The organism is Edwardsiella sp. A.80236, assembly GCF_044540725.1.
GTDB lineage: Bacteria > Pseudomonadota > Gammaproteobacteria > Enterobacterales > Enterobacteriaceae > Edwardsiella > Edwardsiella tarda.
In genome coordinates this window covers 31,405-56,618 of sequence record NZ_JBIUCY010000011.1, presented here as the reverse complement: position 1 = coordinate 56,618, position 25,214 = coordinate 31,405, and the positions used below count along the sequence as shown (strand labels likewise).

At 58.6% G+C, this 25,214-nt stretch carries 21 protein-coding genes and 1 tRNA gene; 13 read left to right on the top strand and 9 right to left on the bottom strand.

All coding sequences use genetic code 11. The features are described from left to right. Positions 1 to 17: 17 nt before the first annotated feature. Complete coding sequence (gene glnE, locus ACEQFP_RS10725; RefSeq protein WP_370546993.1) at positions 18 to 2,855, bottom strand: bifunctional [glutamate--ammonia ligase]-adenylyl-L-tyrosine phosphorylase/[glutamate--ammonia-ligase] adenylyltransferase; 2,838 nt, start codon at positions 2,853 to 2,855, stop codon at positions 18 to 20. A gap of 69 nt (positions 2,856 to 2,924) precedes the next feature. Further along, positions 2,925 to 4,229, bottom strand: a complete 1,305-nt coding sequence (locus tag ACEQFP_RS10720) for an inorganic triphosphatase (RefSeq protein ID WP_370546994.1) — start codon at positions 4,227 to 4,229, stop codon at positions 2,925 to 2,927. A 150-nt stretch (positions 4,230 to 4,379) separates the two neighbouring features. Between ACEQFP_RS10720 and ACEQFP_RS10715 the strand changes: the two genes are divergently transcribed. From ACEQFP_RS10715 to ACEQFP_RS10700, 4 genes are all read left to right on the top strand, one after another. After that, positions 4,380 to 5,060: a TIGR00153 family protein gene (locus ACEQFP_RS10715; protein WP_005281666.1), complete on the top strand. Its 681-nt coding sequence runs from the start codon at positions 4,380 to 4,382 to the stop codon at positions 5,058 to 5,060. A gap of 22 nt (positions 5,061 to 5,082) precedes the next feature. Further along, on the top strand, positions 5,083 to 6,348 hold the full coding sequence (locus tag ACEQFP_RS10710) for an inorganic phosphate transporter (protein WP_005281664.1): 1,266 nt from the start codon (positions 5,083 to 5,085) through the stop codon (positions 6,346 to 6,348). 207 nt (positions 6,349 to 6,555) lie between these two features. Next, complete coding sequence (locus ACEQFP_RS10705; RefSeq protein ID WP_005295807.1) at positions 6,556 to 7,173, top strand: TIGR04211 family SH3 domain-containing protein; 618 nt, start codon at positions 6,556 to 6,558, stop codon at positions 7,171 to 7,173. A 120-nt stretch (positions 7,174 to 7,293) separates the two neighbouring features. After that, the gene (locus ACEQFP_RS10700; RefSeq protein WP_005281658.1) at positions 7,294 to 8,541 is read left to right on the top strand and encodes a multifunctional CCA addition/repair protein; all 1,248 of its coding nucleotides are present in this window, start codon (positions 7,294 to 7,296) and stop codon (positions 8,539 to 8,541) included. Between the two features lie 25 nt (positions 8,542 to 8,566). On the opposite strand, the gene bacA is transcribed toward ACEQFP_RS10700, so the two are convergent. Further along, on the bottom strand, positions 8,567 to 9,385 hold the full coding sequence (gene bacA / locus ACEQFP_RS10695) for an undecaprenyl-diphosphate phosphatase (RefSeq protein ID WP_035597157.1): 819 nt from the start codon (positions 9,383 to 9,385) through the stop codon (positions 8,567 to 8,569). Between the two features lie 36 nt (positions 9,386 to 9,421). Further along, positions 9,422 to 9,787, bottom strand: a complete 366-nt coding sequence (folB, locus tag ACEQFP_RS10690; RefSeq protein WP_279508740.1) for a bifunctional dihydroneopterin aldolase/7,8-dihydroneopterin epimerase — start codon at positions 9,785 to 9,787, stop codon at positions 9,422 to 9,424. Between the two features lie 176 nt (positions 9,788 to 9,963). Between folB and plsY the strand changes: the two genes are divergently transcribed. Further along, positions 9,964 to 10,647, top strand: coding sequence for a glycerol-3-phosphate 1-O-acyltransferase PlsY (plsY, locus tag ACEQFP_RS10685; protein ID WP_370546995.1), 684 nt, complete (start codon positions 9,964 to 9,966; stop codon positions 10,645 to 10,647). A 22-nt stretch (positions 10,648 to 10,669) separates the two neighbouring features. On the opposite strand, the gene tsaD is transcribed toward plsY, so the two are convergent. Beyond that, positions 10,670 to 11,695, bottom strand: a complete 1,026-nt coding sequence (tsaD, locus tag ACEQFP_RS10680) for a tRNA (adenosine(37)-N6)-threonylcarbamoyltransferase complex transferase subunit TsaD (protein WP_047060505.1) — start codon at positions 11,693 to 11,695, stop codon at positions 10,670 to 10,672. 213 nt (positions 11,696 to 11,908) lie between these two features. Here tsaD and rpsU point away from each other — a divergent pair, with 213 nt between their 5' ends. From rpsU to rpoD, 3 genes are all read left to right on the top strand, one after another. Beyond that, positions 11,909 to 12,124, top strand: coding sequence for a 30S ribosomal protein S21 (gene rpsU, locus ACEQFP_RS10675; protein ID WP_005295814.1), 216 nt, complete (start codon positions 11,909 to 11,911; stop codon positions 12,122 to 12,124). 190 nt (positions 12,125 to 12,314) lie between these two features. Next, positions 12,315 to 14,063: a DNA primase gene (dnaG, locus tag ACEQFP_RS10670; protein WP_035597148.1), complete on the top strand. Its 1,749-nt coding sequence runs from the start codon at positions 12,315 to 12,317 to the stop codon at positions 14,061 to 14,063. A gap of 235 nt (positions 14,064 to 14,298) precedes the next feature. Further along, positions 14,299 to 16,140 carry an RNA polymerase sigma factor RpoD gene (gene rpoD, locus ACEQFP_RS10665; protein ID WP_005281642.1) on the top strand — a complete coding sequence of 614 codons (1,842 nt, stop codon included), beginning with the start codon at positions 14,299 to 14,301 and terminating at the stop codon, positions 16,138 to 16,140. Positions 16,141 to 16,228: 88 nt separating this feature from the next. Here rpoD and mug read toward each other — a convergent pair whose 3' ends face one another. Next, positions 16,229 to 16,723, bottom strand: a complete 495-nt coding sequence (mug, locus tag ACEQFP_RS10660; protein ID WP_068871231.1) for a G/U mismatch-specific DNA glycosylase — start codon at positions 16,721 to 16,723, stop codon at positions 16,229 to 16,231. A 135-nt stretch (positions 16,724 to 16,858) separates the two neighbouring features. Here mug and ACEQFP_RS10655 point away from each other — a divergent pair. Continuing rightward, positions 16,859 to 16,934: transfer RNA gene (locus ACEQFP_RS10655), tRNA-Ile, on the top strand. 197 nt (positions 16,935 to 17,131) lie between these two features. On the opposite strand, the gene fsa is transcribed toward ACEQFP_RS10655, so the two are convergent. Further along, a complete protein-coding gene (gene fsa, locus ACEQFP_RS10650; protein ID WP_098142663.1) occupies positions 17,132 to 17,794 on the bottom strand; it encodes a fructose-6-phosphate aldolase in 663 nt (220 codons plus the stop codon). 144 nt (positions 17,795 to 17,938) lie between these two features. Here fsa and ACEQFP_RS10645 point away from each other — a divergent pair, with 144 nt between their 5' ends. Both ACEQFP_RS10645 and ACEQFP_RS10640 read left to right on the top strand, forming a co-directional pair. Beyond that, a complete protein-coding gene (locus tag ACEQFP_RS10645; protein WP_370547564.1) occupies positions 17,939 to 18,838 on the top strand; it encodes a glycyl-radical enzyme activating protein in 900 nt (299 codons plus the stop codon). A gap of 4 nt (positions 18,839 to 18,842) precedes the next feature. Then, the gene (locus ACEQFP_RS10640; RefSeq protein ID WP_068871146.1) at positions 18,843 to 21,275 is read left to right on the top strand and encodes a formate C-acetyltransferase/glycerol dehydratase family glycyl radical enzyme; all 2,433 of its coding nucleotides are present in this window, start codon (positions 18,843 to 18,845) and stop codon (positions 21,273 to 21,275) included. Between the two features lie 57 nt (positions 21,276 to 21,332). On the opposite strand, the gene ACEQFP_RS10635 is transcribed toward ACEQFP_RS10640, so the two are convergent. Next, a complete protein-coding gene (locus ACEQFP_RS10635; protein ID WP_005281507.1) occupies positions 21,333 to 21,731 on the bottom strand; it encodes a YgiW/YdeI family stress tolerance OB fold protein in 399 nt (132 codons plus the stop codon). A 213-nt stretch (positions 21,732 to 21,944) separates the two neighbouring features. Here ACEQFP_RS10635 and qseB point away from each other — a divergent pair, with 213 nt between their 5' ends. Further along, positions 21,945 to 22,604: a quorum sensing response regulator transcription factor QseB gene (gene qseB / locus ACEQFP_RS10630; protein WP_005295876.1), complete on the top strand. Its 660-nt coding sequence runs from the start codon at positions 21,945 to 21,947 to the stop codon at positions 22,602 to 22,604. Beyond that, positions 22,604 to 23,968 carry a quorum sensing histidine kinase QseC gene (gene qseC, locus ACEQFP_RS10625; RefSeq protein ID WP_370546996.1) on the top strand — a complete coding sequence of 455 codons (1,365 nt, stop codon included), beginning with the start codon at positions 22,604 to 22,606 and terminating at the stop codon, positions 23,966 to 23,968. Before qseB ends, qseC begins: the two co-directional genes overlap by 1 nt. 10 nt (positions 23,969 to 23,978) lie before the next feature. Here the strand turns inward: qseC and ACEQFP_RS10620 are convergent, their stop codons facing one another. After that, positions 23,979 to 25,139 (bottom strand): histidinol-phosphate transaminase, encoded by a 1,161-nt coding sequence (locus ACEQFP_RS10620; protein ID WP_068871144.1) that lies wholly within the window; start codon positions 25,137 to 25,139, stop codon positions 23,979 to 23,981. Positions 25,140 to 25,214: the final 75 nt, after the last annotated feature.

Genomic DNA, 25,214 nt, shown 5'->3' with positions numbered 1-25,214 from the left:
TATGGGACGGCCCTACCTCAGGCGTCGTCCCCGCCCAACCAACGCTGCCAACTTGCCGCCACCCGCGCCCGCTCGGCACTAAAGCGTGTCGCCTCCACCACGCCCGGTAACGCTTGTAACGCCAAGTGATGCAAGGTGTTGCGTAGGGTGACATAGGCTTGCGTTAACCCCGCCGCCTCCTCCTGCGTCATAATCTGATAGCGCGCCATCAGCTCGAAGATACGCACATTGTCCGACCAGTGCGTCAGGCGTGGCTGCGTCGCCGCATAACGCAACACCAGATATTGGGCGATAAACTCGATGTCCACAATGCCGCCAGCATCGCTCTTGATATCGAAGTGCTCAGCGTGACGGCTCCCCAGATGAGCTCGCATCTTGGCGCGCATCTCGCGCACCTCACGTTGCAACGATGCTCCCTCGCGGGGACGACAGAGGATCTCATGACGAATGGCGGCGAAACGTTGGTGCATCGCCTCATCGCCATAGACCGGCCGGGCGCGAACCAATGCCTGATGTTCCCAGGTCCAGGCTTCATGACGTTGATAGTCGCCGAAGGCCTCGAGGGTACTGACCAGCATCCCCGCGGCGCCGGAGGGACGCAGCCGCGCATCGACCTCATACAGGATCCCCGAGGCGGTACGCGTGCTGAACAGGTGCATGATGCGTTGTGCCAGACGGAGATAAAACTGGCGACCGTCGATACTACGCGGCCCCTCAGTCATCACCTCCACGGGGCAATCCAGTAGAAACACCAGATCCAGATCGGAGCCATAACCCAGCTCCCATCCCCCCAGCTTGCCATAACCGATGACGGCAAAACCGCGTGTACTCTGGCCAACCAGGTGCATCGGCTGGCCATAACGCGCCACCATCTGCTCCCATGCCTGCTGCACCACCGCATCGATCATCGCCTCTGCCAGATAGGTCAGATGATCACTGACCTTCATCACCGGCAATACACCGGCAATATCGCTGGCGGCGATACGCAGCTGCTGTGCATGCTTAAACTGGCGCAGCGCCTCCAGACGCTGCTCCTCATCGTCCGGGATACGCAACAGATATTGACGCAGCTCATCACGGTACGCCTCTTGGGCGACGGGTCGATACAGGGTGGCGGGATCGAGCAATTCATCGAGCAACAGCGGATAACGCGCCAACTGATCGGCTAACATCGGCGAGGCGGCGCAGAGGCGGATCAACTGATTCAGCGCCGCCGGATACTCCATCAGTAGCTCCAAATAGGTGGTGCGAGTCACGATGTTGAGCAGCAGAGGGATCAAACGTTGCAACAACGTCAACGCCTCGTCGCGGACACACACCTGCGCCAACAGCGCCGGCATCAGGGTCGCCAACACCTCACGTCCACGCGGGCCGATAGTACGCTTATCCACATCGTGACGAAAATCGGCCAGGGCGCGCTGCAGACGCGCCCGTTCCTCATCATCCAACTGCGGCATCAGCCGTGCCACCTCGGCGGCCTCCAGGCTCTCTTGCCACAATGGCGCAAAATGCAGGGCCGCATCAGCGGCACTCTCCTCCTCGCCATCATCCTCCCCGATCAGGGCGTTGAAGATGGCTCGCACCGCCGACATCCGCGTCTGTAACGCCTGCTGCAATTGTGCCCAATCCGCTAACCCCATGCCGTAGGCGAGGCGAGTACGATTAAGCGCATCGGCGGGTAAGGTCTGGGTCTGCTCATCGTTGATCGCCTGCAACAGATTCTCTAGACGGCGCAAAAAAAGATAGGCATCACGTAACGTCGCCACCTGCTCCGGAGTCAGTAATCCCAACTGACCGATCGCCGCCAATGCCGGTAGCAGTGCACGTTGCTGCAATGCCCGCTCGCGCCCCCCCCGGATCAGTTGGAAGACCTGAGTGATGAACTCGATCTCACGAATACCACCGGCGCCGAGTTTGATATTGTCTGTCAGCCCCCGGCGACGCACCTCGCGCGCAATCATCCCCTTCATATTGCGCAGTGACTGAATCACGCTGAAGTCGATATAGCGGCGGAAGACGAAGGGACGCAACAGACTGTACAGCTCCTGGCTATAGCGATCCTGGCCATCGCCCAGCAGGCGGGCCTTGACCATGGCGTAACGCTCCCAGTCGCGCCCTTGCTCCTGATAGTAGTCCTCCAAGGCAGCGAAACTCAGCACGAGCGGGCCGCTATCGCCAAAAGGACGCAGACGCATATCCACCCGGTAAACGAACCCCTCCACCGTCGGCTGATCCAGCGCCTTGATCAGCCGCTGTCCCAGCCGGGTGAAGAACTGGGCATTATCCAGTTCGCGCCGACCGCCGCGGGTATGTCCCCCCTGTGGGTAAACGAAGATGAGATCGATGTCGGAGGAGAAATTCAGTTCGCCGCCCCCTAACTTACCCATCCCGAGGATCAATAGGGGCTGCGCCTCGCCGACCTCGTTGCACGGCACACCCCACTCCTGACAGCAGCGGGCATAGAGCCAATCACGCGCGCCAATGATCAAGGTCTCGGCCAAGACGCTGAGCTGAGTCAGCGTCTGCTGGCAATCGGCCTGGTTGCTGCTCTGCATCCAGGCGATACGCGCCAACATCTGACGACGGAACAGGCGTAATGCCGTCATTAATGCCGCCTCATCCTGCACCGCAGCGAGATCCTGCGCCAGCCAGTCGGCATACTGCTGCCACTCCGTCGCCTGCGGCGCTTGGCTTTGCAAGCGCTGCCACCACGCAGGATGCGCGACAAACGCATCGGTCATGAAGTCACTCAACGCCAGTACTGACAACGCCGACGGCGCGACAGCCGATAAGCGCGCAGCCTGGCGCTCACCCTGGTCGCGCAACCGCGCCGGCATCTCCCGAAACTCGGACATACTCACTCCTTTGCGTGATAGCATGACTCAATGCGCCGCCATCGGAGACGGCGACATAGAGGACTAGGTTTAGCGCGCGCCGTTGCGCCAGAAAGCCGGTTGATGCAAGGCTTGATGACAGGCCTCCGTCAATGACGCGGCCGCCCCTTGGGCGATGGTGTGCGCTAACGCCTGCCAGGGCATCAGATAAGCATCCACCGCCTCGCTCTCATAGGCACCGCCTAACAGGCGTACCGCCAACATCTGGTGCTGTAGGCGCCCCAGCTTATCCTGGTACTCCTGAGGATGATGGATATGGGCAAATAACGCTTTCAACTCCGCGCCGCAACGCCCCAACATGATATCGGCGAAACGCTTGAATGAGCCGGCCAGTTTGTCGCGACCCGCCGCGTCGACGAAGGGACGCCAACCCGCCTCGGCCACCCAGCGAGTAAGCGCTAACTGAGTCGTCAGAGAGTCATGGCTATAGCAGCATGCCGCCGCCGAGCAATCCGCCTCGGCGAGACGAGACTCCAATGCGCCGATTCCGGCGCGCAACGCCGTGCTCGCCTTACGTGGCACGATGCCACCAAAGAGCGTCAGACACTGGCGCACTGCCGCCAACGCCTCCTGCACCCCACCTCGCGCGGCGGCATCGCCGCGCAACCACGCCTCTTCATGGTACTGCCAGTGTGCCAGGCTATGGCGTAGCGCGGCAGACAGTCCCTGTTCGACGCTGGCGCGTGCCGCCGGACGTAGCGAAGCGAATGGCTGCGCGCGTAGCGCCGGGGCACCAGCCGCCAGACGATAGCCACGTGCCGCCTTGCTCAAACAGCCTAAACGCACGCCCTCTAGCGCCAACAATTGCTCGGCAAAAGCGAACAGATCGGTACGCTCGCCGCTCAACAGCTCCAGCTCGATCTCGTGCAGTGCCTCGCTCCGTCCTGCCGCGCGGATCTCGCCTTGGTCGAGCGCTACTTCAATTTGACTCGCCCCGTAAGTGACCACCCACTTTTCGCGCGTAAAGTCGGTGCTGAACAGCGGTTGTAGCGCCGCTTGTAAGGCATCGAGATCGCACGCCTGCGGCCAAACCTGGGCTGGCAACAGCGTTAAACAGGGTTCAGGGTGCTCCAACGGAATATTATACTCTGGGCGTTGATGTAGACCGCCAAACTCGCTACCGGCAGTCTTCAGCGTCATTTCATAGCGTCCGTCGCAGCCACGGATACGTAACCCCATGTCATAACTACGCAAAGTCTGCCGTTCCGTCTCATAATAGATATTGCTCAACGCCTGAGGCGGCGTATGCTGAAGCGGCCATTGCGCTAGGCTGGCGGGTAATGCCTGTGCGGCGCTGGGAAGTGCGATGAATTTCAGTTCAATTTCCACGGTCATTTTTTCTGTCATATTAAGGTTTTACCGAGGTATGAGATATTGCTCGGGAAAAAATGTAAAAACTGTGTCCAATGTAGGACACATCAGTTACCATGCGCACCTTTCTGACGAACTATGCGCAGAAAACCATCAATTTAAGGTGCATGAGTGATGCCAGTAAATACTATTTTAGGCTTGTTTGCCAAGTCTCCGCTGAAACCCCTGCAAGAGCACGCCAGTCGCGTGCACGAATGTTGTAGCCTACTCATCCCCTTCTTCGCCGCCACCGCGCAGCAGCAATGGGATCAGGCGCAAAGCGTGCGCGAACAGATCTCCAATCTGGAGAAACAGGCTGACACGCTAAAGCGTGAAATCCGGTTGAAATTACCACGCGGTTTGTTTCTTCCGGTTGATCGCGGCGACATGCTGGAGCTAGTGACACAACAGGATCGCTTAGCCAATCGCGCCAAGGATATCGCCGGCCGCGTCATCGGTCGCCGTCTGCAGATCCCGCACGCGATGCAGGCAGATTTCATGAATTACCTGCAACGTTGTCTGGATGCCACCGCCCTATCCAATAAGGTCATCCATGAGATGGATGAGCTGTTGGAAACCGGGTTCCGCGGCCGCGAAGCCGATCTGGTCGAACAGATGGTCATGGAGTTGGATCACATCGAAGACGATACCGATCATTTACAGATCCTATTACGCCAGGCGCTGCTCACCCTCGAGGGTGAACTGAACCCGGTCGATATTATGTTTCTCTACCAAATCATCGAGTGGGTCGGCGGGTTGGCCGACAAAGCCTTGCGCGTTGGTTCCCGCTTGGAACTGATGCTGGCCCGAAGTTAATTACCACACACGGACACAATAGATGGAAATCATTGCCAACCACGGCACATTATTGATTATGGTGGCGGCCTTCTTTGGCTTGCTGATGGCTATCGGTATCGGCGCCAATGACGTCGCCAATGCCATGGGTACCTCCGTCGGCGCGCGCGCCGTCACCATCCGTCAGGCGATCATCATCGCCATGATCTTCGAATTCGCCGGGGCCTATCTGGCCGGTGGCGAAGTCACGCAAACCATCCGTAGCGGTATCATCGATACCAGCGCCTTCGCCGGCCATCCGCAGACATTGGTCTTCGGGATGATGGCCTCGCTGCTGGCCGCCGGGATCTGGCTGATCCTCGCCTCCCTGATGGGCTGGCCGGTCTCCACCACCCACTCGATCATCGGCGCCATTATCGGCTTTGCCTGCGTCTCTATCGGCCCGGAAGCGGTTGAATGGGGCGGCGTAAAAGGCATCGTCGGTAGCTGGATCATCACGCCATTAATCTCCGGCGTCGTAGCCTACGGCATCTTCCTTAGCGCCCAACGTCTCATCTTCAACACCGACAACCCGTTCGCTAACGCCCGCCGCTTCGGCCCGGTCTATATGTTCCTGACCGCGTTGGTGATCGCCCTGGTGACCATCAAGAAGGGGCTAAAACATGTCGGCCTGCATCTGACCGATGGAGAAACCTGGCTGATCTCTATCCTGGTTTCGCTGTTGGTGATGGTGTGCGGCTATCTCTACCTATCACGCAAATCCTTTACCGATGACGCCGACGAGCAGGATCACTTCCGCGGTGTCGAGCGCGTATTCAGCCTACTGATGGTCATTACCGCCTGCGCCATGGCCTTCGCTCACGGCTCCAACGATGTAGCCAATGCCATCGGGCCGTTGTCAGCCATCGTCGCCATCGTGCGCGAGCCGAACGTACTGGCCGGCACCTCCCCCATCGTCTGGTGGATCCTGCCGCTTGGTGGTATCGGTATCGTCGTCGGCCTAGCGCTGATGGGGCGTCGCGTGATGGAAACCGTCGGGACCGGGATCACCGATCTGACGCCAAGCCGTGGCTTCGCCGCCCAGTTCGCCACCGCCTCGACGGTCGTGATCGCCTCCGGCACCGGCCTGCCCATTTCGACCACACAAACGCTGGTTGGCGCGGTGTTGGGCGTGGGCTTCGCCCGTGGTATCGCCGCGCTCAATCTGAACGTGGTGCGTAATATCGTCGCCTCCTGGATCATCACCCTACCTGCCGGAGCCGCGCTCTCCATCGTGCTGTTTTATCTGCTACAAGCCATCTTCGGCTAATCGACTCACTATCTGCCGATAAAGCACAACAAACCGGCCAGAGAGCATAATGCGCTGGCCGGTTTTTTTGTCCCTACACACGCTGGCGAAGGCCACGCCGCGCCATGACAGCTCGGAGAGTTCCCATTTTCAGTTTTTTCATTGCCTCACCGTACACTTGCCCTTACTATCAGGCCAATTTATTCACTAAATGAACTGATTTCCGCTATGCATAAATTCTGCCGCCTCCTCCTCCCTTTGCTCGGCCTTTGCCTGGCTTTCCAGAGCCATGCCGACGAGCAACGCTTCATTTCCGACGCGCTCAGCACCTATGTTCATAGCGGCCCCGGCAACCAATACCGCATCGTCGGCACCATCAACGCCGGCGATCCAGTGACACTGCTGGGCGTGAATCAGCAGACGCAGTTCGCGCAAATCCGCGATGGCAAGGGGCGCAATGTCTGGCTTCCCCTCGATCAACTCAGCAATCAGCCTAGCCTACGCACCCGCGTGCCCCAGCTAGAATCGCAACTCAGCGCCCTGACCGCCAAGCTCAGCCATATCGATGGCGAGTGGCAGCAAAAGACCGCCGAGATGCAACGCAAAGTCGCGGGTAGCGACGACACCATCGCCCGTCTACAGGCGGAAAATCAGCAGTTGCGTCAACAGCTGAGCAATGCCCAGAAGAGCCTCGGTGCCCTCAACTCGCAGTTGGATGACAAGAAACGCGCTATCATCCTGCAGTGGTTCCTGTATGGCGGAGGCGTCGCTGGCGCAGGCTTACTGCTGGGCTTGCTACTCCCACGCCTACTGCCCAGCCGTAAGAAAACGCGCTGGATGAATTAAGTCTCACTCCGACGCCGCATTCTGCGGCGTCGTCGTTCTCACCCGGCATCGATTGCCGTTACCGAACGCTTGCAGTAACATGAAATTAACAATTAACCGACTGTATACCGAGGTTTGAACGTGAAGATTTATCTGGTCGGGGGCGCCGTGCGCGACAAATACCTGCATCTCACCACACACGACCGCGACTGGGTGGTGGTGGGTGCGACGCCACAGTGCCTGCTCGCCCAGGGCTACCAACAAGTTGGCAAGGACTTTCCGGTCTTTCTCCATCCGCATAGCAAGGAGGAGTATGCCTTGGCGCGTACCGAACGTAAGGCGGGACAAGGCTATACCGGCTTTACCACTCACTTCGCGCCAGACGTGACCCTGGAACAGGATCTGCTACGACGCGATCTGACCATCAACGCCATGGCGGAGGACGATACTGGGCGGCTCATCGATCCTTACGGTGGGTTAGACGATCTGCAACAACGCTGGCTACGCCATGTCTCTCCCGCTTTCGTCGAAGACCCGTTGCGCGTGTTGCGCGTCGCACGTTTCGCCGCCCGCTTCTTCTCCCTTGGCTTTCGGGTCGCCGAACCGACCCTGGAACTGATGCGGCAGATGGCACAACAGGGGGAGCTAAACCACCTTACCGCCGAGCGGGTCTGGTTAGAAACGGAGAAGGCGTTGGCAGGCCCCGCGCCACAAGTCTACTTCCAAGTGCTACGCGACTGTGGCGCGCTGGCCATTCTGTTCCCCGAGATCGACCGGCTATTTGGCGTGCCAGCACCGGTCAAGTGGCACCCGGAGATCGACACCGGCATCCATACCCTACTCACCCTGGCGATGGCGACACGCCTGAGCGAGGATCTCGCCGTACGTTTCGCCGCGCTCACCCATGACGTCGGTAAGGGACTGACTAATCCCAATTTCTGGCCTCATCATCACGGCCATGGCCCGGCGGGCGTACGCCTGGTACGCGAGCTATGCCAACGTCTGCGGATCCCGAATCCACTGCGCGATCTGGCCGTGCTGGTCGCCGAGTATCACGATCTGATCCATACGGTCGATCGCCTGCGCCCCAGCACCCTGCTTAAGCTGTTGGATAGCATCGATGTCTGGCGCCGTCCCCAGCGCTTGCAACAGATGATCTTATGCAGTGAGGCGGATGCGCGTGGCCGTACCGGACTGGAGGAGAATGCCTACCCACAAGGCGACTATCTGCGGGCCGCCTATCAGGCGGTCGCACAGGTGGCGGTACGTGAGGTGGTGGCCGATGGCTTCCAGGGGGCGGCGATCCGCGAAGAGTTGCAGCAACGCCGTCTACAGGCGTTGAAGGCGTGGAAGGCCGCGCAAGAAGAGAGTGGGATGGGCAACGCCTAAGCGTGGCCCATCCTTAGACGTCGGCTCAACAGAACAGAACGTAGACCGCCGCCGCCACCACGAAACGATAAATGGCAAAAGGAACGAAGGAGATGCGCTTGATCACGTTGAGGAACGTCTTGATGGCGATCAGCGCGACCACAAAGGCGGTAATGAAGCCGACGCTGAACATCGGCAGATCGCCCCAAGACAGGTAAGGCAGGCTCTTATACAGCTCCAATGCGCTGGCTCCCAACATCATCGGTACCGCGAGGATGAAGGAGAACTCCGAGGCTGCATAGCGGCTGACGCCCAGTAGCATGCCGCCAGAGATGGTCGCACCGGAACGAGAGAACCCCGGCCACAACGCTAAGCACTGGAAACAGCCGATGATAAAGGCCTGGCGATAGGTGATATCATCGAGTCCCACCGCGCGCGGTTGCGCGGGCTTGAGCCACTCCGCCGCCAGCAGTAACAGTCCCCCCACCACCAAGGCATACGCCACCGTTAGCGGGGTAAACAGCGTCTTGATAAAGTCATGAAACAGTAGCCCTAACAGTACGGCCGGTATCATCGCCAACAGGATATGACCCAGTTTTAACCGTCCTTGACTACGTCCTTCATGTAGCGGTGGCCGACCGAAATGGATCCCGATCAAGCCGAACAGGCGGCGCCAGAACATCACGACCACCGCCAGAATCGATCCCAACTGAATGATCACTTCGAACGTTTTGGCTTTATCTCCCTCAAAGCCTAGCCAGTGGCCAACGATAATCATGTGCCCAGTCGATGACACCGGTAAAAACTCGGTTAACCCCTCGACGATACCCAGGATAAACGCATTAAACAGCGTATACAGCTCCATATGTACTCATTTCCTGCAGTGATTGATTAATAACAGTTAGTTAACCGCTGGACGGTGACCACGTTCGATCAGCACGCCGACGTTGCGCGCCTGTGCAACGGCGCCCGGCTTACTCACCCGCAGACGAACCCACGGGCTATTAAAACGCACCAGCAGCAAGGCGGCGACCTCCTCGGCCACACGCTCGACCAACGCGAAACGATTCGGCTCGACGTGTTGCAGGATGGCCTCACTGACCTCGGCGTAACTCAGGCAGTGTGCAACATCGTCGCTCTGTGCGGCCCGGCGATTATCCCAACCGAGCTCAACATCAAACACCAACTTCTGGCGGATCGTCTGTTCCCAGTCAAATACCCCGATGGTTGTGACCACCGTCAACCCTTCGATAAATACGATGTCCATCACGCGATTCCCGTTTTTTTACCCTGCTGCGGATACCACTTCTTGTAGAATGTGCGTATTATCCACAGATATCCAACGCTGTCGCGTACTAATCCCTCTACGGAGTAGAGAGGCGGCACAGAGCGTAGGTGGTTCAACACCCTGAATTTTCCTATCAATAAGACGGAGCTGAATCAATGAGTGCGACTGCGTTAGGCATGATTATTTTCGCCTACCTGTGCGGCTCCATCTCCAGCGCCATTCTGGTTTGCAAAGCGGCCGGTCTCCCCGACCCGAGGGAAAATGGTTCTGGTAATCCCGGAGCGACCAACGTATTACGCATCGGTGGTAAGTTAGCCGCCGGCGCCGTTCTGATCTTCGATGTTTTGAAGGGGATGATCCCGGTTTGGCTGGCGTATAAACTGGACGTATCGCCCTTTTATCTCGGGCTGACCGCCATCGCCGCCTGTCTCGGCCATATCTACCCGGTCTTCTTCCATTTTCGCGGCGGCAAGGGGGTGGCGACCGCCTTCGGTGCCATCGCCCCTATCGGTTGGGATCTGACCGGGTTGATGGTCGGCACCTGGCTACTGACGGTATTGCTCAGTGGTTACTCATCCCTTGGCGCCATCGTCAGTGCGCTCATCGCCCCCTTCTATGTCTGGTGGTTTAAACCCCAGTTCACCTTCCCCGTGGCGATGCTCTCTTGCCTGATTTTGATGCGTCATCATGACAACATCCAACGGCTATGGCGCGGGAAAGAGGGGAAGATTTGGCGACGTGGCGCCAAAGGCCAGCGCGGCGACCAGGTACCGCCGCTATCGGATAAAACCCCGCCGCAAGATCAAGATAATGACCAGGAGCCGCCCGCGGCGCGCTGAGACGGCGACGCGAGCGAAGGGGTTAACCGGGCGCATTCACCGGCGGTAATTCGGCCAACGGCCAACGTGGACGCACCGTAATTGACAGGTCGGCATCGACCCCGCTCTTCAGACGCACCATCCCCGCATAGGCGATCATCGCGCCATTGTCGGTGCAAAACTCTGGCCGCGCATAGAATACTGCCCCGCCACGCTGCTGCATCATCTGCGCCAGACGCTCGCGTAACGCACGGTTGGCGCTCACGCCACCGGCCATTACCAGGCGCTGGAAGCCCGTCAGCTCCAATGCTCGGCGGCATTTGATCGCCAACGTCTCGACTACCGCATCCTCGAAGGCTCGTGCGATATCGGCACGCGTCTGTGCATCATCGCCATTGGCGCGGATCGTATTGGCGGCAAAGGTCTTCAAACCCGAGAAGCTCAAATCCAACCCCGGACGATCGGTCATCGGGCGCGGAAAGACAAAACGGCCCGCGACGCCTTGCTGCGCCATCTTCGATAGCATCGGTCCACCGGGATAATCCAGCCCCAGCAACTTAGCGGTCTTGTCGAAGGCCTCGCCTGCCGCATCATCGATCGACTCGCCCAATAGGCGATACTCACCGATACCGGTGACGCTAATCAATTGGGTATGACCGCCGGAGACCAATAACGCAACGAAGGGAAACGCCGGCGGCGTCTCCTCCAACATCGGCGCCAACAGGTGCCCTTCCATGTGATGTACCGGTACCGCAGGGAGCCCCCAGGCGAAAGCCAACGCACGCCCGACGGTGGCGCCCACCAATAACGCCCCCACCAGTCCGGGTCCGGCGGTATATGCCACGCCATCCAGATCGGCGGGAGTCAGCCCCGCCTCACGCAGCGCCGCCTGGATCAGCGGTACGGTCTTACGAACATGGTCACGCGATGCCAACTCCGGCACCACGCCGCCATAGTCGGCATGCAGTTTAATCTGGCTATATAGCTGATTGGCCAGGATCCCTTTTTCATCGTCGTAAATGGCGATACCGGTTTCATCACAGGAGGTTTCGATCCCCAGAATACGCATGACGGCTCCAACAACTCGTTCTTAACAACTCAAAGTGGCGCATAATAGCACAATTCTGCTATACTACTTCGCTTTCTTACTGCGGCCCAACGCCGTTGAAGGATGAGACAGCGCTTTACAATCGGGTGCTGTTCGGATTAAAATTCCGCACCATTTTTGAACAGCTGGCAGATGGCCAGCGAAAAGACCGATTTTTATCGAGGTGAGAGGCACATGCCGGTAATTAAAGTACGTGAAAACGAGCCGTTCGACGTAGCTCTGCGTCGCTTCAAACGTTCCTGCGAGAAAGCAGGCATCCTGGCTGAAGTTCGTCGTCGTGAATTCTATGAAAAACCGACCACCGAACGTAAGCGCGCTAAAGCGTCTGCGGTTAAACGTCACGCCAAGAAACTGGCTCGCGAAAACGCACGCCGTACTCGTCTGTACTAACCGCAGCGGGTTTTTTCCCGCTTGCCAGTAAGTCACAGACCATGTCGTTGTTGGTATCGCACGGGCAATGACATATGAAGGCCGTGCCTTCCGAAAGGAATGCGCGGCTTGTTCTCGTTTAGAGGCTGTAAAACTGTTTGCCCTCCTCCCCCTAGGGAGCCACCCGGCAAACAACCACTGTAAAGGGCTTATGGCTGGACGAATCCCACGCGTATTTATCAACGATCTCTTGGCTCGAACCGATATTGTCGAGCTGATCGATGCGCGGGTGAAACTCAAGAAGCAGGGGAAGAACTACCATGCCTGCTGTCCATTCCATAACGAGAAGACGCCCTCGTTTACCGTCAACGCGGACAAACAGTTTTACCATTGCTTCGGCTGCGGTGCCCACGGCAACGCCATCGACTTTTTGATGAACTATGATCGGCTCGAGTTTGTCGAAAGCATTGAAGAGTTAGCCACCATGGCGGGGCTGGAAGTGCCCTATGAGTCCGGTAATGGGCCGAGTCAGATGGAGCGCCATCAGCGCCAGAATCTCTACCAGTTGATGGAGGGGCTGTGCAGCTACTATCAGCAGGCGTTGCGTCAACCAGGTGCGACACAGGCGCAGAGCTACCTCGCCGGGCGCGGGATGAGCCAGGCCATCATGGATCGCTTTGCTATCGGCTATGCGCCGCCGGGCTGGGATAATGCCCTGAAGCGTTTTGGCCGCGAAGCCGCCGGGCGGCTCGCGCTCAACGATGCCGGGATGCTGGTCAATAACGATAACGGCCGCAGTTACGACCGTTTCCGCGACCGCATCATGATCCCTATCCGCGACAAACGCGGGCGGGTGATCGCCTTCGGTGGTCGCGTGTTGGGTAACGGTACGCCCAAGTACCTCAACTCGCCCGAGACAGAGATTTTCCATAAAGGCCGCCAGCTATTCGGCCTGTATGAGGCACTACAGCACGCGCCACAACCGGCGCGTTTGCTGGTGGTCGAAGGGTATATGGATGTCATCGCCCTAGCACAGTATGGCATCAACTATGCTGTTGCTTCGCTAGGAACCTCCACCACCGCCGAACACATCCAGTTGCTGTTCCGCCATACCGACAGCGTCGTGTGCTGCTACGATGGCGACAACGCTGGGCGCGAGGCAGCCTGGCGTGCACTGGAGACCGCGCTGCCCTACCTGAGCGATGGTCGCCAGCTGAAGTTTATGTTTCTACCCGATGGCGAAGACCCCGATACGTTGGTGCGTAAAGAGGGAACCGATGCTTTCGAGCAACGCATGAATGCGGCGCATCCTTTGTCGACCTTTTTGTTCGATACGCTGCTGCCGCAGGTCGACTTGAGCACCCCGGATGGCCGGGCCAAGCTCAGCGCCCTCGCGCTGCCCCTCATCGGCCAGGTGCCCGGAGAAACACTGCGCCTCTATCTGCGCCAGGCGCTCGGCCAGAAGTTGGGAATACTCGACGATAGTCAGTTGGAAAAGCTGCTACCACAGCGTAACCCGGCGGTAAAGAATTATCAGCCGCCCAGGTTAAAACCGACGACTATGCGTATACTAATAGCATTGCTGGTGCAAAATCCGGCGTTAGCCAGCGAAGTGCCGACGCTAGAGGGATTGCGCCAACACGCGCTGCCGGGCCTACCCCTGTTTATCGAACTGGTGGAAACCTGTCTGGCACAACCGGGGCTGAGCACCGGACAGTTGCTTGAGTTGTATCGCGATAATAAATATGCGCCACAACTTGAAACATTAGCAACATGGAACCACATGATCATAGAGCCAATGGTGCTCGAGACTTTCGTCGACACGCTTGGCAGCCTATATGATGCCGTGCTGGAACAACGGCTGGAACATCTGATCGCCCGCGCCAGAACCGAGGGTCTGACGCCCGCAGAGCGCGAAGAGGTGCGTTCACTGAACGAGGCGTTAGCCAAAAAGCATTAATGCATAACAGACACCGGCTCCTAAAGAGAGGCGGTGATTAGACATAATCATAAATTTAGCGGCTTGATTGCCGATACCACGCAGGATGTAACGCCTGCATGCCGCAATACCGGGGAGCGGCGACGAATGAAAGTAACCCGCGTACGGTCCTGATGATTCGGGCCTTAAGCATCGTTGGCTGGCATAGATAATCCGACCAACACCAATTAAAACTCTGAAGTGTGGATACCGTCTTATGGAGCAAAACCCGCAGTCACAGCTCAAACTTCTTGTTACCAAGGGCAAGGAGCAAGGCTACCTGACCTATGCTGAGGTCAATGACCATCTGCCGGAAGATATCGTCGACTCCGATCAGATCGAAGACATCATCCAAATGATTAATGACATGGGCATCCAAGTGATGGAAGAAGCACCGGATGCCGATGACCTGATGCTGGCGGAAAACATTGCCGACGAAGACGCCGCCGAGGCGGCGGTACAGGTTCTGTCTAGCGTCGAATCCGAAATTGGCCGTACCACCGACCCGGTACGCATGTACATGCGTGAAATGGGTACCGTCGAACTGCTGACCCGTGAAGGTGAGATCGATATCGCCAAGCGAATCGAAGACGGTATCAACCAGGTGCAGTGCTCTGTCGCCGAGTATCCGGAGGCCATCACCTACCTGCTGGAGCAGTACGATCGCGTCGAGGCGAGCGAAGCGCGTCTCTCTGATCTGATCACCGGTTTCGTCGATCCTAACGCCGAAGAAGATATGGCGCCGACCGCGACCCACGTGGGTTCCGAGCTGCCGGAAGAAGAGCTGAACGACGACGATGATGAAGACGACGATGATGAAGACGGCGACGACAGCGACGACGATAACAGCATCGACCCAGAGCTCGCTCGGCAGAAATTCATCGAACTGCGTGAGCAGTATGAGAAGACGCGTCTGGCCATCAAGGCCGAGGGCCGCAGCAGCGCCAAGGCACAGGAAGAGATCCTAAACCTGTCCGAAATCTTCAAGCAATTCCGCCTGGTACCGAAGCAATTCGATTACCTAGTGAATAACATGCGTGCAATGATGGATCGCGTGCGTGGCCAAGAGCGTCTGATCATGAAGCTGTGCGTCGAGCAGAGCAAGATGCCGAAGAAAAACTTCATCACCCTGTTCACCGGTAACGAAACCAGCATTACCTGGTTCGAAGCCGCGTTGGCGATGGGCAAGCCTTGGGGCGAGAAGCTCAAGGATATGCGTGAAGAGGTCGAGCGCAGCCTGCAAAAACTGCATCAGATCGAAGAAGAGACCGGTCTGACCATCGAGCAGGTCAAAGATATCAACCGCCGCATGTCCATCGGTGAGGCGAAGGCGCGCCGCGCCAAGAAAGAGATGGTCGAGGCCAACCTGCGTCTGGTTATCTCCATCGCCAAGAAGTACACCAACCGTGGCTTGCAGTTCCTGGATCTGATTCAGGAAGGTAACATCGGCCTGATGAAGGCGGTCGACAAGTTCGAATACCGTCGCGGTTATAAGTTCTCGACCTACGCCACCTGGTGGATTCGTCAGGCGATCACCCGCTCCATCGCCGATCAGGCGCGTACCATCCGTATTCCGGTGCATATGATTGAGACCATCAACAAACTCAACCGTATCTCGCGCCAGATGCTGCAAGAGATGGGCCGCGAACCGACGCCGGAAGAGCTCGCCGAACGCATGATGATGCCGGAAGATAAGATCCGTAAGGTGCTGAAGATCGCCAAAGAGCCGATCTCGATGGAAACCCCGATCGGTGACGATGAAGATTCGCATCTGGGCGATTTTATCGAAGACACCACGCTGGAACTGCCACTGGATTCCGCCACCTCGGAGAGCCTGCGTTCCGCCACTCGCGACGTGCTGGCTGGACTGACGGCCCGTGAGGCCAAGGTGTTGCGTATGCGCTTCGGTATCGACATGAACACCGACCACACCCTAGAAGAGGTTGGCAAACAGTTCGACGTCACCCGTGAGCGTATCCGCCAGATCGAGGCGAAGGCGCTACGTAAATTACGTCATCCAAGCCGCTCCGAAGTCCTGCGCAGCTTCCTGGACGATTAATCGCTCCCTCCTTATCCTTCTATCAACCCCCGGCCATCGCCGGGGGTTTCTTTTGATACCACGCCACGCGCCAGCATGACACAAACCTCTAACGCAACGTCTGGTATAACGCCTGATAACTGGCGACCAACTCCGGCAGCGTCGCCCGGTTCAGACCGCTCGGATTCGGTAATACCCAGACCTCACTCTCGCCGATAGGTTGCGCTTGCCGCCCCCAGGCAGGTCGACGGACACCAAACGCCTGGGTGAACGCTTGCTTGCCCAACACCGCTAACGCCTGCGGCTGGTAATGTTGTATCTTCGCCCGTAACGCCTCCCCGCCGGTATGCAACTCGGCCGCCGTCAACTCTGCCGCCGTCACCGTCGGACGTTGCACCAGCGCCGTGATACCACAGCCGGTATCCAAGAGATGCGCTTCCTCAGGCGGCGTCAGTTGACGCTCGGTGAAGCCTGCCAGATGGATTACCTGCCAGAAGCGATTACGCGGATTCGCGAAATGGTATCCCGTATGGGCCGAACTTAAACCCGGATTGATGCCACAAAACACGACTCGCAACCCTGGAGCCAGAATATCTCTACTCATCACAGCGCCTTACTGTTAACCGACTGACACAAATCTTATCGTAATTACAAAGGGCTAGCCATGTTCAAAAAAGCGGCGGGCGCCGTATAGGCACTGGATCTCTCCCTGTGATTTACTCTATAATCCCCGCCACTCGGCCCCTTAGCTCAGTGGTTAGAGCAGGCGACTCATAATCGCTTGGTCGTTGGTTCAAACCCAACAGGGGCCACCAAATTTTATCTTTAGATTCAGTCACTTAAGCCACCTCTAACCGGGTGGCTTTTTTGTTGGCTAATAATGAGTGGCGATAAAATGGCGGTGAATTTTCTGCGCCGCCCTCGCGATGACCCTAAAAGGATCCATCGACACCGCCAGCAGAACGTTTAGGTTAGTGCTCTCACACGACACACTGAATAGGCAAGACTACCGCTACAGGCTACGACGTCCGAAAGCCGCCTGCCAATCCTGTTCAAATTGCATCACCGCCGCCGTCACCGCTGGCGTGGTGATGAACTGTTCGGCGACCTCCGGTGGTAGGGTAATGGCTTGGCAGCCGGCCAGCAGGCAGTCCAACGCCTGACGAGCATGCTTAAAGCTAGCGGCCAGTACTTTTGCCTGTGGCGCGTGTAGCGTCAGCAGGTGCTGCAACTCCTCAACCGTCTTGATCCCATCACCACCCTGCGCATCGAGGCGGTTCACATATGGCGCGATATAGTCGGCGCCAGCCAACGCCGCCAGTAGTCCCTGCCCTGCCCCATACACGGCGGTTCCTAGCGTCGGGATCCCCTCCTGCTTCAATTGTGCGATCGCCGCCAACCCCTCCGCCGTGACCGGAACCTTAACTACCAGATCGGCGATGATGGCGCGTAACGCATGCGCATCCCGCACCATGCCCGCGGCATCAGACGCCATCACCTGAGCAAACAGACGTCCGCGTCCCCCGAGCGCCTCGTGTAAGCGCGGCAACACCTGAGACGGTGACTGGCCACTACGGGCGATGATGCTGGGATTGGTGGTCACCCCAGCCAGCGGCAGGATGCGGGCCAGACGTTGTACCAGCGCACAATCGGCGCTGTCGAGATAGAGTTCCATGCGGATGTCCTTAATCGAGGATGAGGAAAGACTAATTTTTGTGCAGTATAGCGGTGGAAAGCGCAGCAATTATTGATTAACATCAAGCCAACTTTCGTTCGAAAGTTATTAAATCTTCGTAAGAAGAAATGCGGGGTCTTGATGATGATCTTTAATATTCAGCGTTACTCCACGCACGACGGTCCCGGGATCCGTACCGTGATCTTTTTCAAGGGCTGCTCACTCGCCTGCCGTTGGTGCCAAAACCCGGAAAGTTTGCTACGGAGCCCGGAACTGCTGTATGACGCCCGGGGCTGTCTGGCGGCGTGCACACAGTGTCAGGATGCCGCCCCCGCCGTCGCGCTACGCGCCGGGCAGGCGATCTCGCTACACCGCGAGCACGCGGATGCCGCCGCCATTGAGGCGTTGCGTGACTGCTGCCCCAGCCAGGCGTTAACCGTCTGCGGCGAGGAGATCTCCGCCGAGACGATCCTCTCGCAGATCGAACGCGATCGTCCGTTCTATCAACGCAGTGGCGGTGGAATCACCCTCTCCGGCGGGGAACCGTTTATGCAGCCGCGGTTAGCTGAAACGTTGTTACGCCGCTGCTACCAAGCGGGGATCCATACCGCGGTCGAAACCTGTTTACACGTTCCCTGGCGCTATCTGACGCCGTCGTTACCCTGGACAGATCTGTTTCTGGCCGATCTCAAACAGGTGGATTCGGCACGCTTTCGCGCCTGGACCGGCGGCAGCGCACGACGCGTCATGGATAACCTGCGCCGCCTGTCCGCCAGTGGAAAGACGCTGATCTTACGTGTCCCCGTGATCCCTGGCTTCAACGCCGCTCTCGATGATATTCAACGCATCGTCGACTTCGCCGCCGACGAACTGACCATCAGTGCGATCCATTTCCTGCCCTACCACACCCTGGGGCGCAACAAGTACCGCCTGCTCGGTCGGCCTTACCTGGCGCCGGAACAGGCCTTAAACGATCCCGCCTTGCTGGATGCGGCCCGCCACTATGCGAGCCAACGCGGCCTGAGCGTGACACTGGGAGGATAACACCATGACCACTCTGCACCTGAACACTCTGAGCGCACGTATCCGGGCGCATAAAGCGGCCTTGATCAACATCGTCACGCCGCCCATCTGTACCGAACGAGCCCAGCACTATACCGATGCCTACCAGCGTCATCTGGACAAACCGCTCCCGGTGCGACGCGCCTTGGCGCTGGCGGAGCACCTGGCTCGCCGCACCATCTGGATCGATCACGACGAGCTGATCGTCGGCAATCAGGCCAGCCGCCTGCGTGCCGCACCGATCTTCCCGGAGTACACGGTCAGTTGGATCGAGCAGGAAATTGATGATCTGGCCGATCGCCCTGGCGCCGGCTTCAGCGTCAGCGAACAGGACAAGGCCGTACTGCACCGCCTCTGCCCCTGGTGGCGGGGGCAAACCGTGCAGGATCGTTGCTACGGCATGTTCACCGATGAGCAGAAGGCGTTACTAGCCAGCGGGATCATCAAGGCCGAAGGCAACATGACCTCCGGCGACGCGCATCTGGCCGTCAACTATCCACTGCTGCTGGAGATCGGGCTGGATGGGCTGCGCGAGCGGGTTGCCGCGCGCCGCCGCCGCATCGATCTGACCCAACTGGACGATCTGCACGGCGAACAGTTCCTCAAGGCCGTCGACATCACGCTCGAGGCGGTTAGCCAGCACTGCCTGCGTTTCGCCGCCCTAGCCCGACACATGATCATCGATGAGCCACGAGCCGAACGGCGCAGCGAACTGCTCACCATCGCCGACGGCTGTGAACACATCGCCCACCGCCCACCGCAGACCTTCTGGCAAGCGCTGCAACTGTGCTACTTCATCCAACTGCTGCTGCAGATCGAATCCAACGGCCACTCCGTCTCCTTTGGTCGGATGGATCAGTACCTCTATCCCTGGTATCGCCGTGATGTCGAGCTGGAGCAGACCCTCGGCCGTGAACAGGCCATCGAGCTACTGCAAGGCTGCTGGCTGAAGCTGCTCGAAATCAACAAGATCCGCTCCGGCACGCACTCTAAGGCCTCCGCCGGCAGTCCGCTGTACCAGAATGTCACTATCGGCGGGCAGAACCTGGTCGCCGGCGTGCCCCAGGACGCCGTCAACCCGCTCTCCTATGCCATCCTCGAATCCTGTGGGCGACTACGCTCCACTCAACCTAACTTGAGCGTGCGCTACCATGCCGGGATCAGCGATGACTTTCTCGATGCTTGCACCCAGGTGATACGCTGTGGCTTCGGTATGCCAGCCTTCAATAACGATGAGATCGTCATCCCCGCCTTTATCGCGCTGGGGGTCGCACCGCAGGATGCCTACCAATATGCCGCCATCGGCTGTATCGAAACCGCCGTCGCTGGCAAGTGGGGCTACCGCTGTACCGGGATGAGCTTTATCAACTTCGCCCGTGTCATGCTGGCGGCGCTCGAAAGTGGAAGAGACGCCACCAGCGGTCACGTTTTCCTGCCGCAGCCACAAGCGTTATCACAGGGGAACTTTAGCGACTTTACCCAGGTCATGGCCGCCTGGGAGCGTCAAATTCGTTACTACACGCGCAAGTCTATCGAGATCGAATATGTGGTGGACACGGTGCTGGAGGAGAACGCTCACGATATCTTGTGCAGCGCGTTGGTGGATGACTGCATCGAGCGCGCCAAGAGTATCAAACAGGGCGGTGCCCACTATGACTGGGTGTCGGGCCTTCAGGTGGGTATCGCCAATCTGGGTAATAGCTTGGCGGCGGTGAAGCAGCTGGTATTTGAACAGCGACGCATCAGCCAACAGGCACTGGCACGCGCACTGGCAGAAGACTTTGACGGCCCGCAGCACGAACAGCTACGCCAACGCCTGGTCAACGGTGCACCCAAATATGGCAATGATGACGATAGCGTGGATGCATTGCTGGTGCAGGCCTATGGCTACTATATTGACGAGTTATCTCACTACCATAACCCTCGCCATGGACGAGGTCCCATCGGCGGTGGTTACTATGCAGGCACCTCCTCCATCTCCGCCAACGTCCCCTTCGGAGCCGCTACCCTAGCCACCCCCGATGGCCGTAAGGCGCACACACCGTTGGCCGAAGGTGCTAGCCCAGCATCGGGTACCGACCGTCTCGGACCGACGGCGGTGATGGGATCGGTAGGTAAGCTGCCCACCTCGGCCATCTTGGGCGGGGTGCTGCTCAACCAAAAACTGAACCCGGACACGCTGGAGAATGAAAGCGATCGCCAGAAACTGATGCAGTTGCTACGTACCTTCTTTGAGGTCCATCAAGGCTGGCACGTACAGTACAACATCGTTTCGCGCGAGACGCTGCTGGATGCCAAGGCGCACCCGGAGCGCTACCGCGATCTGGTCGTACGCGTCGCCGGCTATTCGGCCTTCTTCACCGCGCTGTCGCCGGATACTCAAGACGACATCATCGCCCGTACCGAGCACGTGCTGTAAAGAAAAACGGCACTGTCCGTTGGACAGTGCCGTTTACCGTAAGCGTTAACCGCTCGATCAATTCATCTTATGCAGACGTTTCACGTCGATCTTCGTGGTGCTCCAATCTTTATCGACTTCCCCTTGGATCTCCACTTTATCTTGCGGGGTGATGGTCTGACCGTTCCAGTACTTATGATCGATCTCGACTTCGATGGTGCCACTCGCATCACGGAAGGTATAGTGATCGCCGCGTACACGCTGTTCGATATGCCCCTGAAGGGTCACCCAGCTATTGTCACTCATCTCTTTCGCCTTCGCGATGGTGGTGACCGCCTGTTGACCGCCGACAAAGCCGCCTTGCTGAGTAGTCTGGGTCTGTTGCGCCGCACCCGGGCCAGAGAAGCCACCCGTCTGAGCGAAAACCGGTGCACTGCACAGGGCCAAGATAGCAACAATCGCCGCACTTTTTTTCATTGTTATACTCCCGTGATGGAATTCAGAAAGCAGTCTCGCCAACTGCCGATGTGTGCATTACACCAAACAGTCCTTAACAAGATCTTAAGTATTGATTCTAGCGCTCAATTATTCCAGCTAGCGCTAACATACTTCACTTCTCCCATCACCGTGCTGTACAAAAGGTTTGCCACACGGTTAAATCGGGCGCAAAACCCAAACGAAGATGACACTATGCGCGTACTGTTAATCGAAGACGATCGCTTGATTGGCGATGGCATCAAGGCCGGCCTCAGTAAGATGGGCTTTACGCTGGACTGGTTCAGTGACGGTAACCAAGGCTTGGCGGCATTAGATGCCGCCCCCTACGATGCCGTCATCCTGGATCTCAGCCTGCCTGGGATCGATGGGTTGGAGATCCTACGTCGCTGGCGCGAGGCGGGGCATGCTGAACCCGTGCTTATCCTTACTGCTCGAGACGCCTTGGAGCAACGAGTTACCGGGTTGCAGCAGGGCGCGGATGACTACCTCTGCAAGCCCTTCGCGCTGATTGAAGTCGCCGCCCGGTTACAGGCGCTGATACGGCGCAACCATGGGCAAACCCAGACGCAGCTCAGCCACGGAGCGGTCACCCTCGATCCGCTGAGTCTCACCGCCACCCTGGATGGCGCCCCATTACTCTTGAAGCCGAAAGAGTTTGCCTTGCTGGAGCTGCTGCTGCGTAACGCCGGTCGCGTGCTACCGCGCAGTCTCATCGAAGAGAAGCTCTACAATTGGGAGGGCGATGTCTCCAGTAATGCGGTCGAGGTTCATATTCACCACCTGCGGCGTAAGCTGGGCAGCGCGTTTATCCGAACCGTCCATGGCGTGGGCTATACCCTGGGAGACGCCTGATGCTGCATCTGCCACGCCGCCTGGCACATAGCCTGCGCGCCCGCTTAACCGGCGGTTTTCTCATCCTGGTGCTACTGGTATGGAGCAGTGCCAGCACCTTGGCCTGGTATCAGACTCGCGCGGCCTTGAATGAGCTGTTCGATACCCAGCAGATGCTGTTCGCCAAACGCCTGCTGGCTTTCGATCTCAGCCAGTTGAAGTCCCCGATCCAACTACCACAAAGCCATGATCTCTTGCGTAAACACCGGGGAGATCAAGATAACGATGCCTTGGCCTTCGCCATCTTCAGCGCCGATGGCCGTATGTTGCTCAACGACGGCGACAATGGCGATAACCTGGTCTACAACTATCGGCGTGATGGTTTCACCGACGGCTATCTCAACAACGATGATGACAGCTGGCGCCTACTCTGGCTGACCACCCCGGACGGCCGCTACCGCATTCTGGTCGGGCAAGAGTGGGACTACCGTGACGACATGGCGCTGAGTATCGTCGCCGCGCAGATGGCTCCCTGGCTAGTGGCGTTGCCGATCATGGTGATCTTACTACTGATCGTGATCAGCCGCGGGCTGGCGCCATTACACCGCCTCGCGGCCACCCTGGGCCGCCGCCGTCCCGATGATGCGACACCCTTGGCGCGTGGCGCCATTCCCAGCGAGGTGTGGCCGGTCGTCGAGTCGCTCAATACCCTCTTCTCGCGCACCACCGCCCAGATGGTACGTGAACGCCGCTTCACCTCCGATGCCGCCCACGAGCTACGCACACCGCTGGCGGCGTTACGCGTCCAGGCCGAGGTAGTTCAGCTGGCGCAAGATGATGCCGCATTACGTCAACGCGCACTCAGCCAGTTAGATCAAGGTATCGATCGGGCGACGCGCCTGGTCGATCAGCTATTAACGCTGTCGCGCCTGGATTCGCTGGCACAACTCAACGATGTGCAGTCGCGCCCCTTGGCCGAGATGCTGCAAGAGGCGGTTATCGAGATGGATGCGAGGGCGCATGCCGCGGGCGTCACCCTGGCCCTCTGTGTCGAGGACACCAACGTCAGCCGCCAAATCCAGCCACTGCTGTTCTCCCTGCTACTGCGTAATCTGCTGGATAACGCCATCCGTTACAGCTCGGCAGGCAGCCAGGTCACTCTGCGGCTGGATAGTCGCTGCCTCCAAGTGACAGACAACGGTAGCGGTGTCGATGACGAGGTACTACAGCGCCTGGGTGAGCGCTTCTATCGCCCTCCCGGCCAGGAGAAAACCGGCAGCGGTCTGGGACTGTCCATTGTGCGCCAGATCGCGACCCTGCACGGTATGCGAGTTCAATTCGCCCATGCGCCGGGCGGCGGCTTCCAAGTCACCCTCCATTGGTAGGCGCCGGCGCTTAGACCCAGCCCTGGCGACGGAAGGCATGCAATTGGGTGACAAACTGCTGCATCTCCTGCGGCGTCCCCAACGTCAAGCGGTTCCAGTTGTTCAATGGCGGGAAGGGGCGCCCCACCAGGATGTGATGCTGTTTCATCCGCGCCTGGTAATCCGCGGCGTCCCCCTTCACTTGGTGGAAGATAAAGTTAGCCTGCGATGGTAGATAGGGCAGCTGCAACTCATCCAACGCCGCGCAGACGATCTGACGCGCGAGATCGGTATTCTTGCGACTCTGCGCCACAAACGCCCGATCCTGTAGTGAGGCCAACGCGGCAACGGCGCCGGCGGTGTTGGTGTTATCCAGCGACATCAGCGCCTCGCTCTGTGCGGCTACCGCCGGTTGCGCCACACCATAACCGATGCGCAACCCCGCCAAGGCATACAATTTAGAGAAGGTGCGCGTCACCAACAGATTCTCATGCCCGGCCTGCACCAGTTCGATGGCGCTGCGAAACGCCGGATCGCTCACAAACTCGGCATAGGCCTCATCGATGACGAAGAACGTGTCCGGCGGCGCCTGGGTGATCCACGCCGCCAACTGATCGGCGGGCGTGATGGTCGCCGTCGGGTTATTCGGGTTGCACAGATACACCAACGACAGCCCCTTGAAGTCACGCGTACGGCGTTGCATCTCTGCCAACGGGAAGGCCAGCTGTGCGTCCAACCCGACCTTAACCACCTCGACGCCCAACGGACGCAGATACAGTTCGGCATAATTAAAGGTGGGGTCCGGCACCACCAGCTGCACCGCCTTCCCCTGGCGCTGCGCCGCGAGCGCCTGAGACTGCAGCACGGCCTGGATACACTCCGAAGAGCCATTGCCTAGGGAAATATGTGCCGGCGTCAGCGCCAATGTCTCGGCCAACGCGGCGATCAACGCCTCGCGTGCCGCATCGGGATAACGGAACGCACCGGGCAACGCCGTCACGATGGCCTGCTGCGCCTGCGGCGACATGCCCAGAGCATTCTCATTGAAGTTTAAGGCCAGCGGATGGGCGGCATCTGGCGCGGCGAGCGGACGCTCGCCCGTCGCTTGCGCCCGAGCAAGGCCGAGCGGACCGGATAACGACAGGGCCCCGAACAGGGCAACGGAAGACTTGAGTAGCGTTCTACGATCCATGGCAAAGTCCTTTTCGTGTCCGCCCCACGCCGTACGGTTAGCACGACGACGTGAAGCGGAAAAATTATCGGCAAC

Coding starts and splice junctions, on each gene's coding strand:
- ACEQFP_RS10645 (WP_370547564.1), top strand. CDS start 17,939: ATGATCTTTAATATTCAGCGTTACTCCACGCACGACGGTCCCGGGATC.
- qseB (WP_005295876.1), top strand. CDS start 21,945: ATGCGCGTACTGTTAATCGAAGACGATCGCTTGATTGGCGATGGCATC.
- plsY (WP_370546995.1), top strand. CDS start 9,964: ATGAGTGCGACTGCGTTAGGCATGATTATTTTCGCCTACCTGTGCGGC.
- rpsU (WP_005295814.1), top strand. CDS start 11,909: ATGCCGGTAATTAAAGTACGTGAAAACGAGCCGTTCGACGTAGCTCTG.
- glnE (WP_370546993.1), bottom strand. CDS start 2,855: ATGTCCGAGTTTCGGGAGATGCCGGCGCGGTTGCGCGACCAGGGTGAG.
- ACEQFP_RS10720 (WP_370546994.1), bottom strand. CDS start 4,229: ATGACCGTGGAAATTGAACTGAAATTCATCGCACTTCCCAGCGCCGCA.
- ACEQFP_RS10620 (WP_068871144.1), bottom strand. CDS start 25,139: ATGGATCGTAGAACGCTACTCAAGTCTTCCGTTGCCCTGTTCGGGGCC.
- folB (WP_279508740.1), bottom strand. CDS start 9,787: ATGGACATCGTATTTATCGAAGGGTTGACGGTGGTCACAACCATCGGG.
- qseC (WP_370546996.1), top strand. CDS start 22,604: ATGCTGCATCTGCCACGCCGCCTGGCACATAGCCTGCGCGCCCGCTTA.
- ACEQFP_RS10635 (WP_005281507.1), bottom strand. CDS start 21,731: ATGAAAAAAAGTGCGGCGATTGTTGCTATCTTGGCCCTGTGCAGTGCA.
- mug (WP_068871231.1), bottom strand. CDS start 16,723: ATGAGTAGAGATATTCTGGCTCCAGGGTTGCGAGTCGTGTTTTGTGGC.
- dnaG (WP_035597148.1), top strand. CDS start 12,315: ATGGCTGGACGAATCCCACGCGTATTTATCAACGATCTCTTGGCTCGA.
- tsaD (WP_047060505.1), bottom strand. CDS start 11,695: ATGCGTATTCTGGGGATCGAAACCTCCTGTGATGAAACCGGTATCGCC.
- ACEQFP_RS10640 (WP_068871146.1), top strand. CDS start 18,843: ATGACCACTCTGCACCTGAACACTCTGAGCGCACGTATCCGGGCGCAT.
- ACEQFP_RS10710 (WP_005281664.1), top strand. CDS start 5,083: ATGGAAATCATTGCCAACCACGGCACATTATTGATTATGGTGGCGGCC.
- rpoD (WP_005281642.1), top strand. CDS start 14,299: ATGGAGCAAAACCCGCAGTCACAGCTCAAACTTCTTGTTACCAAGGGC.
- ACEQFP_RS10705 (WP_005295807.1), top strand. CDS start 6,556: ATGCATAAATTCTGCCGCCTCCTCCTCCCTTTGCTCGGCCTTTGCCTG.
- bacA (WP_035597157.1), bottom strand. CDS start 9,385: ATGGAGCTGTATACGCTGTTTAATGCGTTTATCCTGGGTATCGTCGAG.
- ACEQFP_RS10715 (WP_005281666.1), top strand. CDS start 4,380: ATGCCAGTAAATACTATTTTAGGCTTGTTTGCCAAGTCTCCGCTGAAA.
- fsa (WP_098142663.1), bottom strand. CDS start 17,794: ATGGAACTCTATCTCGACAGCGCCGATTGTGCGCTGGTACAACGTCTG.